The organism is Achromobacter sp. 18P8.1.1 (genome assembly GCF_057799415.1).
Window position 1 is genome coordinate 62,921 of record NZ_JBYOKH010000021.1, and the last position, 16,080, is coordinate 79,000.

Below are 16,080 nucleotides of genomic sequence, written 5' to 3' on the forward strand. Positions count from 1 at the left end.
GGAAATGAAGTTTCCCGTCGAAATGGGGCCGGATTCCGTCGCGGGCAGGATTAGAATCTGGCGGGTAGCCCTATCCGCCCAGATACCACGCGTTCCGAGCCCCCATGGAACTAGACGATTTCGACCTTCAGATCCTGCAAAGCCTGCAGGAAGACAACCAGCGCACCAGCCAGGACGTTGCCGAGCGCGTGAACCTGTCGCCCGTGTCCTGCCTGCGCCGCATGAAGCGCCTGCGCGAAGCCGGCGTGGTCACGGCCGACGTGTCGGTGGTGGATCCCGCCGCCGTGGGACGGGGGATCATGATGGTGGTGCTGGTGTCGCTGGAGAGCGAGCGCGCCGACAAGCTGGACCAGTTCAAGCGCGCGATGTCGGGCGCGCCCGAGATCATGCAGTGCCTGTCAGTCACGGGCGAGGTCGATTTCGTGCTGACCCTGACCATGTCCGACATGGCCGAATACGAGGTCTTCGCCCAGCGCCACTTCTGGGGCAACCCCAACGTCAAGCGCTTCTCCACCCTGGTGGTCATGAACCGGGTGAAGCACGGGCTGACGGTGCCGATGCCTACATCGGCTTGAGCCCCAGCGCGTCGATCATCTGCCGATACTTGGCGACCTGCGCCACCGCGTAGGCGTCGGCATCCTGCTGGCTCATCGGCCGCAACAGCAGCCGTCCTTCGGCTTCCATCCGCTCGCGCAGGTCGGGCTGCTCCAACGCATATCCCACCGCGCGGCGCAAAGTGGCCACGGCTGGCGCCGGCGTATCCTGCCGCACGTAGTAACCGCCCGCGATCGTGTAGACGAAGTCCGGGATGGTCTTGCTTTGCGAGATCAGCGGCAGCTTGGCCAGCGGCGGGGGCAAGGTGTCGGAAAAGCTGGTCAGGATCTTTATCTGCTGCTGCGCCGCCATGCCTTCCATCGCCTGCTGATAGGGCAGGACGGCGAAATCGACCTGCCGGCCGATCAGGTCCTGCAGGGCGGGCGCCGCGCCGCGATAGGGCACGTGCAGGAATTCCGCACCCACGCGCCGGCCCAGGTACTCGGTCATGATGTGGTACAGGGAACCCACCCCGACGCTGCCGAAGGTCAGGGGCTTGGCGCCCGGCCGCTTGGCGTAGGCGATGAAGTCATCGACGGTCGATACGGGTAAGTCAGCGCGCGCCAACAGCACGATGGTGGCTTCGCTGATGGGCTGGGTCAGGCGGAAGTCTTCGGGCTTGTAGCGGGCCGCCGTGTTCAGGAACGGGCTCAGGATGACTTCGTTGGCCGACCCATGCAGGAAGGTGTAGCCGTCGGGGGCGCTGGTCAGCACGCGGCGCGCGCCCAGCATGCCGGCGCCACCGCCTACGTTCTCGACGATGACCTGCTGCTTGAGCGCATGGGCGATGTGCACGCCGAACTGCCGCGCCGAGGCATCGCTGGCGCCGCCGGCCGGATACGGCACGATCAGGCTCAAGGGCTTGTCGCCGGGGTAGTCCGCGGCCTGCGCCAGCGGGGCGGCAGCGCAGGCCGCCAGGCAAATGGCGGCCGCCCGGGCCGGTAGGTTCCAACGCATGCTGCTTCTCCCTTGTCATTGCTGTTGTCGAGGCAGTCGGGTTCCCGGACTGCTTCACGCAGTCTAGGCAGCGGCGTTTGCCCGCATCAATGTCGGGCGGCCGGTCGGATCATTGTGAATTCCGCAACGATGCGCTGCCGGCCTGGGGGTGGCCTGCATCAGTGCGTAAGGTTCAGGCGAGGACGGCTCAGGCGCGCCGGGGCTCCAGGGCGGGAAACGTCTTCAGGATGTGGCGCAGCATGCTGGCGGTCGCGGGCGGCAGGTGCCGGCCCGCCAGGCTGATGACGTGCGTGCGGCTGTTGTTCAGGATGGGATTGGCCAGCGGCAGCGACACCATCTGGCGGAACTGCGCGCCTTTGAGCGGCATGGACAGCGGGTTCACGACATAACCCAGCCCCTGGCTGGCGAACTCCCACAGGATCTTGAACGAATTGGTCAGCAAGGCTGGCTTGAGCTTGACGTTTTCGTCCAGCTCCGCCGCCTGGATGTGCTGGCGCACGCCGAACGATTCGTCCATCGCGGCCCAGCCGTGCGGCGCCAGGTCCGCCAGCCGCAAAGCCCGGCGCGTGCGCGCCAGCGGGTGGTCCTTGTGCACATGCACGCGCATCGGCGCGGCGCGGGAATAGTGCGACCGCAGCCGGACATCGTTGGGCGGCTGGAAGGCCAGGGCGATCTGCGCGCGTTCCTCCACGATGCAGCGCACGGTTTCGTTGGTGCCGGCCACATGGATGCTATAGGTGATGTCGGGATGCTGGCGCACGAACGAAAGTAGGACGGGTTCCCACAGCATGTCGACGAACCCTTCGCCCAACGCCAGCTCGACGTGGCCGCGGGTGGCGCTTTTCAGGTTGTTGACCTCGGCCTGGAAGGACTCATTCAAGTCCTGCTGCCGCCGCGCGAACAGCGCCACCAGGCGCCCCGCATCGGTCGGCACGACGCCGCGTCCGCGGCGTTCCAGCAAGGTCAGCCCCGTGTCCGCCTCCAGCCGGGCGATGGCGCGGCTGATGGCCGACGGATCGGTATTCAACTGGTCGGCCGCGGCGCGCAGCGTGCCGGTCTCGATGACTTGCAGCAGACACAGCGTCCGCTTGAACTCCAGGACATCATCCATCAGGGCTTCCTTGCCGCGGTCTTGGCGTGGGGTTGGATCGTTGCAAAAACCGCATCGATAAGACTTGATCATTGCTATCGGCTTTGTACCCGCGCCTGTCTATAGTCGGTAGCCGTATTTCCCCCAAGCCGCCTTACGGAGACCCCGCCCCATGGCCATCGTCCAATCGCCCGTCAGCCCCGACCTGCTGCATCAAATGCGCGAATGGCGCCGCGATCTGCACGCGCATCCTGAAACCGCCTTCTGTGAATTCCGCACGGCTGACCTGGTGGCCCGGGAGCTCGAACGGGCCGGCGCTGTCGTTCACCGCGGGTTGGGCCAGACCGGCGTGGTGGGCACGATGACACGAGGCGAGGGGCCGGTGATCGGCCTGCGTGCCGACATGGACGCGCTGGACATGCAAGAGCTGGGTGACGCCTCGCACCGTTCGACCATCGCCGGCAAGATGCATGGCTGCGGCCACGACGGCCATACCGCCATGCTGCTGGGCGCGGCGCATCATCTGGCCGGCGACACCGGTTGGCGGGGCACGCTGCATTTCATTTTCCAGCCTGCGGAAGAGCACGCGGGCGGCGGATTGGCGATGGTGCGGGACGGCCTCTTCACGCAGTTTCCCTGCGACGCCGTCTTCGCGCTGCACAATTCGCCCAACCTGCCCTTCGGGACGGTGGCAACCCGCGTGGGTACCGTGATGGCCAACTGCGATACCTACGAGATCACCGTGACGGGCAAGGGCTGCCACGCAGCCCAGCCTGAACATGGCGTCGACCCCATCGTGGCGGCGGCGCAGGTGGTCACCGCCATGCAGACCATCGTCAGCCGCAACGTCAAGCCCACCGATGCGCTGGCGCTGAGCCTCACGCAGATCCACGCGGGCGACACGTGGAACGTCGTGCCCAACAGCGTGCTACTGCGCGGCAGCTGCCGCACGCTGACGGCCGCCACGCGCGACCTGGCCGAATGCCGGCTGCGCGAGGTGTGCGCCGGCGTGGCCATGACCTCCGGCACCACGATCGACGTGCAGGTGTTCCGCGGCTATCCCGCATGCGTCAACACCGAGGCCGAAGTGCGCTTGGCCGCCCGGGCGGCGGCGCGCGTGGTGGGCGCGGAACAGGTGGACACGGCCTGCACGCCGCGGATGGGGTCGGAGGATTTCGCCTATATGCTGGAGCAGCGCCCCGGCGCGTATGTGTTCGTGGGGGCGGCCCGCCCGGGACAGGACAATCCGCCTGTGCACAACCCGTACTACGATTTCAACGACGACATCCTGCCCTTGGGCGCGCACTATTGGGTGGAACTGGTGAAGGAAGCGATGCCCGCATAAGCCGCGGCGCCACGGCTCAGCCGGATTCGGTGGCCGCGGGCGGCGGCCGCGTCGCCAGCATGGCGCCGGCCTCGTTCGAAATGCTGCGCAGATGCAGGTCGCGCTGCGGGAACGGGATCTCGATGCCGGCCTGTTTCAGCGCCGTATACATGCCCGTCAGCATGTCGCTGCGGATATCGATCCAGCGGTCGAAATCGGTGGTCCAGGCGCGCAGGCTGAAGTCCAGCGTGCTGGCGCCGAAACCCATGAACAGCACCACGGGCGCCGGGTCGGCCACGATGCCGGGCGTTTGCCGCGCCACGCCGTTCAGCAGCGCGATCACCTGCGCAGGGTCGGTGCCGTATGCCAGCCCGACGCTGATTTCAATGCGGCGGCTGCGGTCCAGCATGGTCCAGTTCGTCAGTTTTTCGGACAGCAAGGTGCCGTTTGGCACGATCACATCGGCGCCTTCGAAAGTCTTGATCCGCGTGGCCCGCATCCCGATCTCGCGCACTTGCCCCGACGTGCCGCTGATGTCCACGACGTCGCCGGGCTGGATCGGGCGTTCGAACATCAGGATCAGGCCCGACACGAAGTTGTTCACCACGTTCTGCAGGCCGAAGCCGATGCCCACGCCCAACGCGCCAAACACAATGGTCAGTTGGCTGGTCTGGAAGCCCGCCGCCGACAGCGCGATGCCCAGGCCCAGCAGCAGCACCAGGTAATAGGTCAGCGACGCGATGCTGTTGCCCACCCCGCGAGGCAGCGCCATGCGCGTCAGCACCTCGTCGTGCAGGACCAGGCGGATGGTGCGCGCGGCCCAGAACGCGATCACCACCGAGATCAGGAACACCAGGATATTGCCCAGGCTGATCGAGATCGTCCCGACGGCCAGCGTATAGGAGAGCAGTTCGGCGACGAAGGCGTAGGTCGACCGCAGTACGCGGAAGCGGTCCATCGCGTACACCGCCCAACCCACGGCGGCGGCCGCGGTCAACAGGCGGATCAGCAGTTGCACCAGCGGCGGCGCATGTTCGCGCGCCAGCCGGAAGCGAGAGATCCCCTGACGCGCCAGCAGCAGTTGCAGCAGCGTGGTGATGACGGTGACGCCCGCGTAGAGCACCAGCCCGAAGTAGCCGCTGCCGATGACGGCGCTGGTCAACATTTCGGCCAGGGACACATTGCCGAACAGGTTGGCGGCCAGCGACGCGCACAGCAGCGCCGCGGCGCCCCAGGCGATGGCCCGCAAGGCGCGCATCTGCCGCGTGGGGGCGACGGGCACCGCTTTGTGGCCCCGGCGCATCAACCACAGGATGGCGGCCAGCGCGACGGCGGTCAGCGCTACGGTGGACAGCCGGTAGAACAGCGTGTTGGCCAGAAACAGGAACCCCAGGCGCTCGGCCAGGAACAGCCCGGTGATGACGTGCGGCCACTGATCCATCTGGCGGCGGACCGAGGGCGGCAGCAAGCGCAGCACCGGCACCGCCGCCAGCACCAGCGCGACCTGCTGCACCATCAAGGGGGCATCCGGCTCCAGCGCCAGCACGCCCAGCATGGACAGCAGCAGCCACGTCGACAGGGGACGGCCAAGCACGCCTGCTGCGGTTTCGCTCATGACGCCCGCCCGGATCGCGTCCCGGCTTTTTCGCGCCAGCCATAGCAGCAGCGGCAGCAGCACCAGCTGCAATATGCGCAGCGCGCGCTGGTTGCCGCTTTCGGCCGCGTTGTAATCGCGGGCGAAACGCACTTCGATGTCCAGCCCCGTGCGCAGCAGCGCCATCGTGTCCTGGCCCGAGTCCGGGGTTTGGCCCAGGGCCCAGAGCGGGGGCGAATCCACGCGCATCAGGCGGGAATCGATGTAGTCGATGGCGTCGGTCACCGAACGTTGGCCGGCCTTGATCCGTTCCTCGATGGAAGCGGCGCGCTGTTCCAGTTCGGCTTGCCGCGACAGCGGCCCGGACAGCGCCTGGGCGGCTGCGGTCAATTGCGCCAGCACCGCATCCATGCGGTCGGTCAGCGCGGGCGGCAGGTTGGCCGCACCCGCGGCATCCTTGATCGCCTGCCACGCGGCGCGCCGCCGGAACAATTCCGCCGCGTCGCTGGCGTACCAGGAGGTGGCCTGACGCAGGTCGGATCGCCAACGCGCCAGCCGGTGGGCGTCAAACAGCCAATGCCGCTCCAGGCTTTCCACCCGCATGATCGGCAGGGTGCGCAGCTGGGCGGGCTGGAATTCATAGAGTTTTTCGTCGGCGGACTTGGCGATGGCGTCCAGCGTGGGTGTGAACGCCGTGCCCGGGTCGGCCGTGGCGACGCGTTGCAGCACGCCTTCGGCGTACCGCAGGTCGGTATCCGCCCGCAACGGGATGTCCGCCATCTGGATGGCCTCGGGCGGAGCCGGGGCGGGCGCCGCCGGCGCCGAGGCCGTTTGTGCGCTTGCCAGGCCCGGCAGGCCTAGCAGCAGTCCGAACAGGCAGTGGAGGATTCGTGCTCGGACGCGCATGTCGCGACTCCGTTGGGATGCGGCGAACCGGGGGGCTACCCACTCTAGCGCATCACCAGTCCGCCGTCCACGAACAGCACCTGCCCGGTCATGAATCCGCTCCAGTCGGACGCCAGGAACAACACGGGGCCGGCAACGTCCTCGGGCCGGGCGATGCGCCGCAGCGGCGTGGTGGCGATCAACTGCTCGCGAAACGACTCCTGCGTGCCGCCGCTGGCCTGGGTCGGGTAGACCAGGCCGGGGGCGACGCAGTTCACGCGGATGCCGTAGGGTCCCAGTTCGGTGGCCAGATTGCGGCTGAACGCCACCAATGCCGCCTTGGCGGTGGTGTAGTCGTGATACGGCACCACCGGATGCTCGATCAGGTTGCTGGCGATGTTGACGATGGCGCCTTGCGCGCGCTGCTTGAAATGCGGCAGCGCGGCGCGGCAGACGTTGAACGCCGCCCCGACGGCGCCGTCGAACTGCGATTGGTAGTCCTGCCAGCCGAGGGCGTCGAACGCGGTGCGCTGCCGGGGATCGAACGCGTAATGCCGCAAGGCGTTGTTGACCACCACATCCAGCCGGCCCGCATCCTGCACGATGCCGTCGACCATGGCGCGCACCGCCTCCGGCGAGCCGACATCGGCCTGCACGGCCCAGGCGTCGCCGCCGGCGGCCTGGCATTGCGCCACCACGGCCTCGGCGGCCTCGGCATTGCTCAGGTAGTTGACGACCACTGTCGCGCCTTCCCGCGCAAAGCCGCGGGCGATTTCGGCGCCGATGCCGCGGCTGGCGCCGGTCACCAGCACCACCTTGCCTGTGAACTTCAGGGCGGCGCTCATGTCAGGCTGCCGGCAGCAGGCTGGCGTCGACGGCGGCGGACACGTCGATGCGATTCTGAATCAGGCCCAGCTTGCGATAGGCATCGGCGGCCTGTTGCAGCAGGTCCAGATCCAGCGTGCCCAGCGGGCGGCCGCCGGAAGCGATCGAGGCCGCATTGCGCAACCGGATCACTTCCAGGTTGATGGCGCGGTCGGTGCCGTCGATGGCGCGCTTGCCGGCCAGCGTTGCGGCTTCCTCCGGCTGGGCGATCATCCACGCGGCGCTGTCGCGGTACGCCTTCAGGAACGCGCGCAGCAACGGCTGCTTTTGCTGCAGGACGGATTCCCTCACCACGAACAGGTCGCTGGACATGTTCAGGGTGTCGCGCACTTCCATCACATTGACCTCGCCCAGGCCGCGCCGGCGTCCCACGAGCAGGCCGGTGTCGGTGGCGGCGGTGGCGTCGACCTGGCCTTGCAGCAGCGGGGCGAAATTCAGCACGCCCGTCACGACGATTTCAACGTCGGCCTCGGTCAGGCCGGCCTGGTGCAGCATCACCAGCAGGTTCTGGCGCGTGCCGCTGGCCAGGCTGTAGACGCCGATGCGTTTGCCTTTCAGGTCCGCCGGCCGCGTGATGTTGGCCGACTTCAGCGACACCACGTTGAAGACGTTCTGCGGGTAAATGTCGTAGATGGCGCGCAGCTTCTCGCCCTTGTCCAGGGCCATGAAGAACGAACCCGGGTCGGTGAAGGCCACGTCGGCCTGGCCGCTGAGGATGTTGCGGATGGCGTCGCCGCCGCCCGCGCCCGGCAGGTAGACCAGTTCCACGCCCTGCGCCTTGAAGAAGCCCTTGTCGGGCTCGGCCAGCAGGTTGGTGATTTCGCTGATGGGCTTGCTCCAGCCGGCCAGCGTGACCTTGCCTGCGGCGGCGTCTTGGGCGCATGCGGCCGCCGGCGCCAGAGACGCCGCGGCGAAGCTCGCGGCTGCGGTCAGCAGCGCGCGGCGGGTGGGAGAGGGGAGCATGGGACGAGTCCTGAAGAATGTCATGAGTGATCGGCGTAGGGGCGCAGCAGGCGCCGCTCCAGCATCAGCGTGGCCTGATAGCCCAGTAGCCCGATGGCGGCGATGGCCGTCAGCGCCGCGAACATGAGGGGCGTGTCCATCATGCCTTGCGCGGCGATGATGACGGCGCCCAACCCGCGGCTGGCGCCGATGAATTCGCCCACCACGGCGCCGACCAGCGCCAGCACCAGGGCCACGCGCAGCCCGGCCAGGATGCCGGGCAGCCCCGCGGGCAGTTTCAGGCGCAGCAAGGTCTGCGCGCGCGAGGCGCCCAACATGCGGAACAGCTGCAGCCGGTTCGGATCCACCTGCCGCAAGCTGGTCAGCGTGTTTTCCATCAAAGGGAAGAAGCAGATCAGCGCGGTCATGACGACGGTGGGCGCCATGCCGAAGCCGAACCACAGCACGAACAGCGGCGCCAGCGCCAGCTTGGGCACGACCTGGCTGATGATGACGTAGGGCTTGAGCACGCGATCCAGCAAGGCCGATTCCGCCAACGCCACGCCCATCGCCAGGCCGGCTGCGCCGCCCAGCGCCAGCCCCAGCAGCATTTCGGCCAGCGTGGCGCCGATGTGCGGCCACAGATAGCCGGTGGCAAGGCTCGTCCACAGCGTCGTGGCGACGGCGGAAGGGGCGGGCAGCACCAGCGCGGAAATGCCCGCTTGCCTGACAACCGCCTCCCAAGCGCCGATCAGGACGACCAGCAGCGCGACCGCCAAAAAGCGAGACGTGAAGGCGGCCGTCATGGGCGGGCCCCGTTCATGAATTCGAACACCTGCGCGCAATATGCATTGAACGCGGCGCCGTGCCGCATGGACTGCGTGCGCGGCGCGGGCAAGTCCACGTGCAGGTCGGCCACCATGCGGCCTTGGTGCATGACCGCGACGCGGTCGCCCAGGTAGACGGCTTCGCTGATGTCGTGCGTGACGAACAGCACCGTTGTCTTGCGCAGGCGGCACATCCGCACCAGGTCGTCCTGCAGCTCGCCGCGCGTGATGGCGTCCAATGCCGCGAAGGGCTCGTCCAACAACAGCAGGGCCGGCGCAAGGATCAGTGCCCGTGCCAGTGCCACCCGGCTCTGCTGTCCGCCGGACAGTTGCCGGGGGTAATGCTGCGCATGGTCGGACAGGCCCAGCATTGCCAGCAGTTCGTGCGCGTGCGCGGTGTCCTCCGAAGACGGACGGCGTTGCAGCGACACGGGCAGCAGCACGTTGTCGATCACGCGGCGCCATTCCAGCAACGTGGGGGCCTGGAACACATAGCCCAGCTGCGGCCCGGGGGCGGCGGGCGTACCGTCCCACAGGCGGATGTGGCCGGATTGCGGCCTCAGCAGGCCGGCGGCCAGCTTCAGCAGCGTCGTCTTGCCGCAGCCGCTGCGCCCGACCAGGCAATGAAATCCACCGGCCTCCAGTCGCCAATCGATACCGTCGACGATGGGTGGGCGGCCCGGGTAGGTATAGACCGCCCGTTCGATGTCCAGAAAAGGCCTGGTCACAGCGGCGTTCATGGCTCGTAGGACGCGAACGGATCGGCCGCGGCTTCGGCGGACTGCTCGATTTCAGTCATGCGGACGAGATCCAGCAAATTGAAGCGGCCATCGTGATGCCAGCCGGCTTCGGGCACGCTCATCGCGCCGATGGCGCTCACGCGGGTGACGCCTGCCGCGCCCAGTTGTTCGGCCAAGCGGTACAGCTCTTCCGGCGTGGCGGCCACGCCGGCGGTCTGCAGGAATTCGCGGCGGGACGCCACTAGCGGCGCCACCTCGTCCAGCGCGTCGATGCCGGCCACCGTGATGCTGCGCTGCAGAGCGGTCGGCGCCAGGGAGGCCGCCTCATCGACGTAGGCCACGCTCCATGCCGTTTCCATGTCGCCGATCAGCGCGTCCGCGCCGCCTGGGGGCAGCGTCCATTCGATCGACTGCCGCCATTTCGCCACGGCGGCAGATTCTTCCAGGTCTAATGCGCGCCGCGGAAAGCGTCGCTGCAGATTCGACAGCTCGCCGGCCAGGTAGCCCGCGAAATCGCGCGGCGAGACCGGGCCGCCGCGTTGCACATAGAACACGTGCGGCGAATAGCATCCCTGCTGGTCGTAGCGCATCACGTCCCACGCCGCGCGCCGGGCCAAGGCGGGCGCCTTCTGGGCGTCCAGCGCCATTGCGCTGACCACGCCGAAACCCAGCTTGTGCCCGTGCGCCAGAAAGCGTGCCGTGACCGGCAGGCGGCGCTGGATGGCGTGCAGCGCGTCGTTGCCGCCGTAGGCCACGACCGTATCGGCCTGGGCATAGAGCGCCGACGCGTCTTCGTCTCCCGCGCCGCGCCACCACACCACGGCCAGGCAATCGGCCAGCGGCGGGTGCACCTCGGCCAGCAAGCGTGCGAACCAGCCCGCGAACAGCGGCTCGGCGCTGGGCAGTTTTCCAATGTTGCCGGCCTTCACCAGCAGCCCGCAGACCAGGCTCCACAACGCCAGCGCGGGAACGTTGCCCGCCCAGCTATGGGCGAGCAGCTGCGGACCGTAGGCGCGCACCGCGCCGCCCTTGGCGGCAGGCTGGAAGCCGTCCAGCACTTTGGGGTTGGCGAAGTCTTCGGCCACGAAGCGGTGCAGTTGTGGTGCGCGGAACGTCTTGAAAAAGCCGGTCAGGCCCAGGCGTACCATCTCGGCGTCGTAGCCGCTGACGATCGGCAGCAGCGCGTCGGCCTGCCGCCGGTACGGGTCGTCGGGATCAAGCAGGCGGGCGATGGCGCGGTCGATGACTGCGATGATCTCCGACACCGTCATCGTCTTCAGATGCTGCGCGCTGGCGCGTTTGACGCGCTCGGCAAGTGCCTGCATCTGCAGCGCGGTCAATACCGGCACCGCGACGTCGACGCGCTGGCCATCCTGCTCGAACGGCAGGGTCTGCCATTGGACGTCGGCCGCGGCCAGTCCCGGCAGGTATCCGGCCTCGACCCGGACCGTGTTCATGGCGTGGCCGACCGGATGAATTCTTCCACCGCCAGCGAGCATCCCTTGGCCTGCGCGCCCTCGGCGCGGCCCAGCAGCAGGAAGCCGCCGTCTGCCGGCAGGCCGACGTCTTCCGTCAGGATGGTGTTGACCGAATTGAAGTTGCCCAAATCGCAGTGCGCCAGGATGCCGCGTTCACCGGCCGGCACGGTGCGTCCGGTGGCCGGATCGACCAGGCGCGAACGGATCCAGTGCGGCCCCGACTTGACCGACGGCACGACGGCATTGCCGTCGTCATAGAACTGCGTGCTCAGTTCCGTCATGCCGTACATGTTGATGCACAGCGTGCGCGGCACGCCCAGCAGCTCCGACAGTTCCGAATAAAAGGTGTCCAGCGGCAAGTCGCGCGACTGCCCCTTGTAGCCGCCGGTGTCCAGGATGCGGCTTCCGGGCGGCAGGCGGAATGACCGGCCTTCCTTGCGCAGCGCGTCGATCACATGCACGAAGCTGAAGCTGGCGCCCAGCAGCGCATAGGGCTCGCCCCGGCGCTCGACCTCTTCCAGCTGACGCCACAAGCCGTCCAGGTCGATGCCCTGCGGCGACATGAAATAGCGGCTGTCTTCGGTGCCGAAGGCGGACTTCGCCAGCGCCAGGTAATGCGCCAGCGACGAATTGGGCATCGCGATTTCGTCCGGGAACAAGATACCCATCGGCAGGCGAGGCGTGCCCTGCATGACGCGCTGGGAAAAATTGCGGGTCATGGACAGGTCGTACACGGCCAGGTGCGGATGGAAATGCCGCCCGCGCATATCGGCGCGCGTCGTGCCGCTGGTCATGAACACGCGCTCGTCAGGACGGGGCGGCTCGCAGCGCAGCTCCATCGCCTTGAAGGCATCGATGGGCACCGCCGGAATGTCGCTCCACGTCTTCACGTTGCGCACCGTCGCGCCGCGGCGCTGGCAGAAACTGCGATAGGGGGCGCTGGCGCCGTACTGATAGGCGAAGAGGCGCAGCGCGAGCTGATCGAACTGCTCGTCGGTGCAGCCGTCCTGGGCGATGAATTCGAGTACTTCCGCGACCGGCGGGGCGACGTTGTTCATGGGCGTTCGTGGCAATCCTGTACAGGGAAGCTCCGAAGCCCGCCTGCGCAAGCGGCGCAAGGGCGCGGCAGGACAAGGCGAATGCTCTTCTTACGCCGGCATGAACCGGGTCAAGTTCGCGGGTCTGAATCTCAGCACTGGCGTGCACCCCGGAGCAGGATCGATTTTACCCTGCAATGGGATTTCCCCCTTTTCCGGGCAACCATGTCATGAGTTCGGGTTCAGGATGTCCACCTTGGTTTTGGATCAAGTATTTGACAGCGGTCTTGTGTAATTCAATTGAATTACAATGCGGGAATCCCAAGTCTAGTCCACCAGGAGGCCTGCCATGCCCGCCACCGCTCTTGTTCAAACCCGCATCGACCCCGTTCTGAAAGCGCGCGCCACGCAAGTACTCAACAACATGGGCCTGACCGTGTCGGATGCCGTGCGTATTCTCTTGACCCGCGTGGCCAATGAAGGAACGCTGCCGTTCAATTTTGCCGTGGACCCTGCCGCGCATGACGCCTGGTTTCGCGCCAAAGTGCAAGAAGCCTTGAGCGACACGCGGCCAGCCGTGCCCAATGAAGAGGCCTCAGCCCACTTCGCCAAACGCCGCGCCGCCGCCCTGCGCAAAGCCGAGGGCAAGACGTGAAGGTGGAGTGGTCAGCGCTGGCGATGGAAGGCCGGAGGAACTCAGTGGCTGAGTATCGGCGCTAGGAGGAAATGTTGGTGGCCTGGGGCGGAATCGAACCACCGACACAAGGATTTTCAATCCTCTGCTCTACCGACTGAGCTACCAGGCCAACACGTACGCTTTGCAAAAAGCCCAGCGCGGCGGCTGGGCTTTTTCGGGATCTGTTGTCAGTTGTCTCGGTTGCCTTCAGTTGTCTGTCTGGCTGCCGCGACTCCGGTATTCGATCCCGATAATTCTTTTGGTGGCCTGGGGCGGAATCGAACCACCGACACAAGGATTTTCAATCCTCTGCTCTACCGACTGAGCTACCAGGCCAACGAAGTCCGCAACTATACACAAATTTCTTGCCGTGCGCCAGCCGGGGCGGAAAAATCCTCTATCCCTTTTGGCCGGAGCGCTTGCGCCAAGTGTTGGGAGAATGGCACGCAAGGGTGCGACGCAGGGTCGCGGCAAGGGGGCGGATTGGCCTGGGGATAACCCGCAGGGGTATAATCTTTAACGGTCTGCTGTTACGGCTTGGGGAACTTTCCGCAGTATCGTCCCCACACCTGACGCATTGTTCTTGGTGGCAGTTCTTCACGCTTACTCATGTCGGTAGCTGTCCTCGCCTTCGGTCTGAATCACACGTCCGCGCCGGTTTCGGTTCGCGAACGCGTGTCCATGCCCGTCGATCTGGTCAAGCCCGCGCTGGAAGGCCTGCGTTCGGCGTTTGGCGGCTCGGTCCGCGAAGCTGCCATCCTGTCCACCTGTAACCGCACCGAAATCTACTGCGCCGCTGACGGCCACGTTGCCGATCAGTTGCCCGCATGGCTGGCTGAACACAACCGCCTGGACGCCGGCACGCTGCGCCCGCACCTGTATCGCCACCATCAAGACGACGCCGTCCGCCACGCCTTCCGTGTGGCCAGCGGCCTGGATTCCATGGTGCTGGGCGAAACCCAGATCGTGGGCCAGATGAAGGACGCCGTGCGCGCCGCCGGCGAAGCCGGATCGCTGGGCACCTTGCTGCACCAGATGTTCCAGCGCACCTTCTCGGTCGCCAAGGAAGTGCGGTCCCAAACCGCCATCGGCGCGCAGTCCGTGTCCATGGCCGCCGCCGCCGTCCGCCTGGCCGAGCGCGTGTTCGGCAATCTGGACCAGGCCCGCACGCTGTTCATCGGCGCGGGCGAAATGATTGAACTCTGCGCCACGCACTTCGCCGCGCAGCGTCCGCGCAGCATGGTCGTGGCCAACCGCACGGCCGAACGCGCCGAAATCCTGGCCAACCGCTTCTCGGCCAGCACCATGAAGCTGTCGGACCTGACCGACCGCCTCTCGGAATTCGACGTCATCGTGTCCTGTACGGCAAGCTCCCTGCCCATCCTCGGGTTGGGGATGGTGGAACGGGCTACGCGCCTGCGCCGCCACCGCCCGATGGTCATGATCGACCTGGCCGTGCCGCGTGACATCGAACCCGAAGTCGGCCGCCTGGACGACGTCTACCTGTACTCGGTGGACGACCTGGGCCGCCTGGTGCAGACCGGCACCGACGCCCGCCGCGCCGCCGTCGTACAGGCCGAAGCCATCATCGAAACCCGCGTCCAGGGCTTCATGCACTGGATGCAGTCCCGCGAAGTGGTGCCCGTCATCCGCGACCTGCATCAGGCCGCCGAAGACGTCCGCGCCGCCGAACTGGAACGCGCGCGCCGCCTGCTGGCGCGCGGCGAATCGCCCGAAGCCGTGCTGGAACAACTGGCGCACGGCCTGACGCAAAAATACCTGCACGGCCCGCTGGCGGCGTTGAACCGCAGCGAAGGCGACGAGCGCAAGCAGCTGCTTGCCTGGATGCCGCGCCTTTTCCCCGGCCGCGACTCCCGCCGTTAGCGAATCTGTCCCACGTCCCGCCTCCTGGCGGGCGTTCGTCTTGTGGGCGCCCGCTATTCCTGTCTTCTCTTTGGTCATTCCCCCATGAAATCATCCATGCGCAGCCGGCTGGAGCATCTGTGTCACCGCCTGACCGAGGTGGACGCGTTGCTCGCCCAACCGGAAACCGCGTCCGATATGGACCGTTTCCGCAAGCTTTCGCGCGAACGCGCCGAACTGGAACCCGTGGTCGAGGCATTCACCGCCTTTGCCCGGACCGAGGAAGACCTGGCGACCGCGCAGGAAATGCTGTCGGACCCCGACATGAAGGCGATGGCGGAAGACGAGATCAAATCGGGGCGTGGCAAGCTGGAAGGCCTGGAAAGCGCGTTGCAGCTGTTGCTGCTGCCGCGCGATCCCAATGACGGCCGCAGCGTGTTCCTGGAAATCCGCGCGGGCACGGGTGGCGACGAAAGCGCGCTGTTCTCCGGCGACCTTCTGCGCATGTACACGCGGTACGCGGAAACGCGCGGCTGGCGCGTGGAACTGATGTCGGAAAGCGCGTCGGAACTGGGCGGCTACAAGGAAGTGATCGCGCGGATCGACGGCGACGGCGCCTACGGGCGCCTGAAGTTCGAGTCCGGTGCGCACCGCGTGCAGCGCGTGCCCGCCACCGAAGCGCAGGGCCGCATCCATACGTCGGCTTGCACCGTGGCCATCATGGCGGAAGCCGACGAGATGTCGGAGATCGTCATCAACCCGAGCGACCTGCGCATCGACACGTTCCGCGCCAGCGGCGCGGGTGGCCAGCACATCAACAAGACCGATTCGGCGGTGCGCATCACCCACTTGCCCACGGGCCTGGTGGTGGAGTGCCAGGATGACCGTTCGCAGCACCGCAACAAGGACAAGGCCATGCAAGTGCTGGCCGCGCGCCTGAAAGACAAGGAAACCCGCGAACGGCAAAGCAAGGAAGCCGCCGAGCGCAAGAGCCTGATCGGCACGGGCGACCGTTCCGAACGCATCCGCACCTACAACTTCCCGCAGGGCCGCGTGACGGACCACCGCATCAACCTGACGCTGTACAAGCTGCAGCAGATCATGGAAGGCGATCTGGAAGAACTGACCGGCGCGCTGATCGCCGAACACCAGGCCGAGCAGCTGGCGGCGCTGGGCGACGACATCTGA

14 protein-coding genes, 2 tRNA genes and 1 riboswitch are annotated in these 16,080 nt (G+C 66.9%); of the genes, 5 read left to right on the forward strand and 11 right to left on the reverse strand.

Annotation, left to right across the window (positions count from 1 at the left end):
• The first annotated feature begins 104 nt into the window (after positions 1-104).
• Complete coding sequence (locus AC27VE_RS15270) at positions 105-575, forward strand: Lrp/AsnC family transcriptional regulator (protein WP_006227121.1); 471 nt, start codon at positions 105-107, stop codon at positions 573-575.
• Here AC27VE_RS15270 and AC27VE_RS15275 read toward each other — a convergent pair.
• Together AC27VE_RS15275 and AC27VE_RS15280 are read right to left on the reverse strand one after the other, a co-directional pair.
• Entirely contained in the window at positions 562-1,551 is a 990-nt protein-coding gene (locus AC27VE_RS15275) for a Bug family tripartite tricarboxylate transporter substrate binding protein (RefSeq protein ID WP_488704348.1), read from the reverse strand. The two genes, AC27VE_RS15270 and AC27VE_RS15275, sit on opposite strands and share 14 nt — an antisense overlap.
• 187 nt (positions 1,552-1,738) lie before the next feature.
• Positions 1,739-2,662, reverse strand: coding sequence for a LysR family transcriptional regulator (locus AC27VE_RS15280; protein ID WP_488704349.1), 924 nt, complete (start codon positions 2,660-2,662; stop codon positions 1,739-1,741).
• Positions 2,663-2,813: 151 nt separating this feature from the next.
• Between AC27VE_RS15280 and AC27VE_RS15285 the strand changes: the two genes are divergently transcribed.
• Positions 2,814-3,986 carry a M20 aminoacylase family protein gene (locus AC27VE_RS15285; RefSeq protein WP_488704350.1) on the forward strand — a complete coding sequence of 391 codons (1,173 nt, stop codon included), beginning with the start codon at positions 2,814-2,816 and terminating at the stop codon, positions 3,984-3,986.
• 16 nt (positions 3,987-4,002) lie between these two features.
• On the opposite strand, the gene AC27VE_RS15290 is transcribed toward AC27VE_RS15285, so the two are convergent.
• Genes AC27VE_RS15290 through AC27VE_RS15320 form a run of 7 tightly spaced genes read right to left on the reverse strand, consistent with a single transcriptional unit; the run spans position 4,003 to position 12,374 of the window.
• Positions 4,003-6,465, reverse strand: a complete 2,463-nt coding sequence (locus tag AC27VE_RS15290; protein WP_488704351.1) for a mechanosensitive ion channel family protein — start codon at positions 6,463-6,465, stop codon at positions 4,003-4,005.
• A gap of 44 nt (positions 6,466-6,509) precedes the next feature.
• Positions 6,510-7,289: a 3-oxoacyl-ACP reductase gene (locus AC27VE_RS15295; protein WP_488704352.1), complete on the reverse strand. Its 780-nt coding sequence runs from the start codon at positions 7,287-7,289 to the stop codon at positions 6,510-6,512.
• A 1-nt stretch (position 7,290) separates the two neighbouring features.
• Complete coding sequence (locus AC27VE_RS15300; RefSeq protein ID WP_488704353.1) at positions 7,291-8,292, reverse strand: ABC transporter substrate-binding protein; 1,002 nt, start codon at positions 8,290-8,292, stop codon at positions 7,291-7,293.
• A gap of 20 nt (positions 8,293-8,312) precedes the next feature.
• Positions 8,313-9,077 carry an ABC transporter permease gene (locus AC27VE_RS15305; RefSeq protein WP_488704354.1) on the reverse strand — a complete coding sequence of 255 codons (765 nt, stop codon included), beginning with the start codon at positions 9,075-9,077 and terminating at the stop codon, positions 8,313-8,315.
• Positions 9,074-9,838 (reverse strand): ABC transporter ATP-binding protein, encoded by a 765-nt coding sequence (locus AC27VE_RS15310; RefSeq protein ID WP_488704355.1) that lies wholly within the window; start codon positions 9,836-9,838, stop codon positions 9,074-9,076. The genes AC27VE_RS15305 and AC27VE_RS15310 overlap by 4 nt, the downstream gene beginning before the upstream one ends.
• Positions 9,835-11,295: an acyl-CoA reductase gene (locus AC27VE_RS15315; RefSeq protein ID WP_488704356.1), complete on the reverse strand. Its 1,461-nt coding sequence runs from the start codon at positions 11,293-11,295 to the stop codon at positions 9,835-9,837. Before AC27VE_RS15315 ends, AC27VE_RS15310 begins: the two co-directional genes overlap by 4 nt.
• Positions 11,292-12,374 carry a LuxE/PaaK family acyltransferase gene (locus AC27VE_RS15320; RefSeq protein ID WP_488704357.1) on the reverse strand — a complete coding sequence of 361 codons (1,083 nt, stop codon included), beginning with the start codon at positions 12,372-12,374 and terminating at the stop codon, positions 11,292-11,294. Before AC27VE_RS15320 ends, AC27VE_RS15315 begins: the two co-directional genes overlap by 4 nt.
• Before the next feature lie 70 nt (positions 12,375-12,444).
• Positions 12,445-12,536: riboswitch (TPP riboswitch) on the reverse strand.
• A gap of 166 nt (positions 12,537-12,702) precedes the next feature.
• Between AC27VE_RS15320 and AC27VE_RS15325 the strand changes: the two genes are divergently transcribed.
• Positions 12,703-13,008, forward strand: a complete 306-nt coding sequence (locus AC27VE_RS15325; protein ID WP_315139812.1) for a type II toxin-antitoxin system RelB/DinJ family antitoxin — start codon at positions 12,703-12,705, stop codon at positions 13,006-13,008.
• Positions 13,009-13,083: 75 nt separating this feature from the next.
• On the opposite strand, the gene AC27VE_RS15330 is transcribed toward AC27VE_RS15325, so the two are convergent.
• Together AC27VE_RS15330 and AC27VE_RS15335 are read right to left on the reverse strand one after the other, a co-directional pair.
• Positions 13,084-13,159: transfer RNA gene (locus AC27VE_RS15330), tRNA-Phe, on the reverse strand.
• A gap of 130 nt (positions 13,160-13,289) precedes the next feature.
• Positions 13,290-13,365: transfer RNA gene (locus tag AC27VE_RS15335), tRNA-Phe, on the reverse strand.
• Positions 13,366-13,638: 273 nt separating this feature from the next.
• On the opposite strand from AC27VE_RS15335, the gene hemA reads away from it, so the two are divergent.
• Together hemA and prfA are read left to right on the forward strand one after the other, a co-directional pair.
• Positions 13,639-14,913: a glutamyl-tRNA reductase gene (gene hemA / locus AC27VE_RS15340; protein ID WP_006227134.1), complete on the forward strand. Its 1,275-nt coding sequence runs from the start codon at positions 13,639-13,641 to the stop codon at positions 14,911-14,913.
• A gap of 84 nt (positions 14,914-14,997) precedes the next feature.
• Positions 14,998-16,080 carry a peptide chain release factor 1 gene (gene prfA, locus AC27VE_RS15345; protein ID WP_006227135.1) on the forward strand — a complete coding sequence of 361 codons (1,083 nt, stop codon included), beginning with the start codon at positions 14,998-15,000 and terminating at the stop codon, positions 16,078-16,080.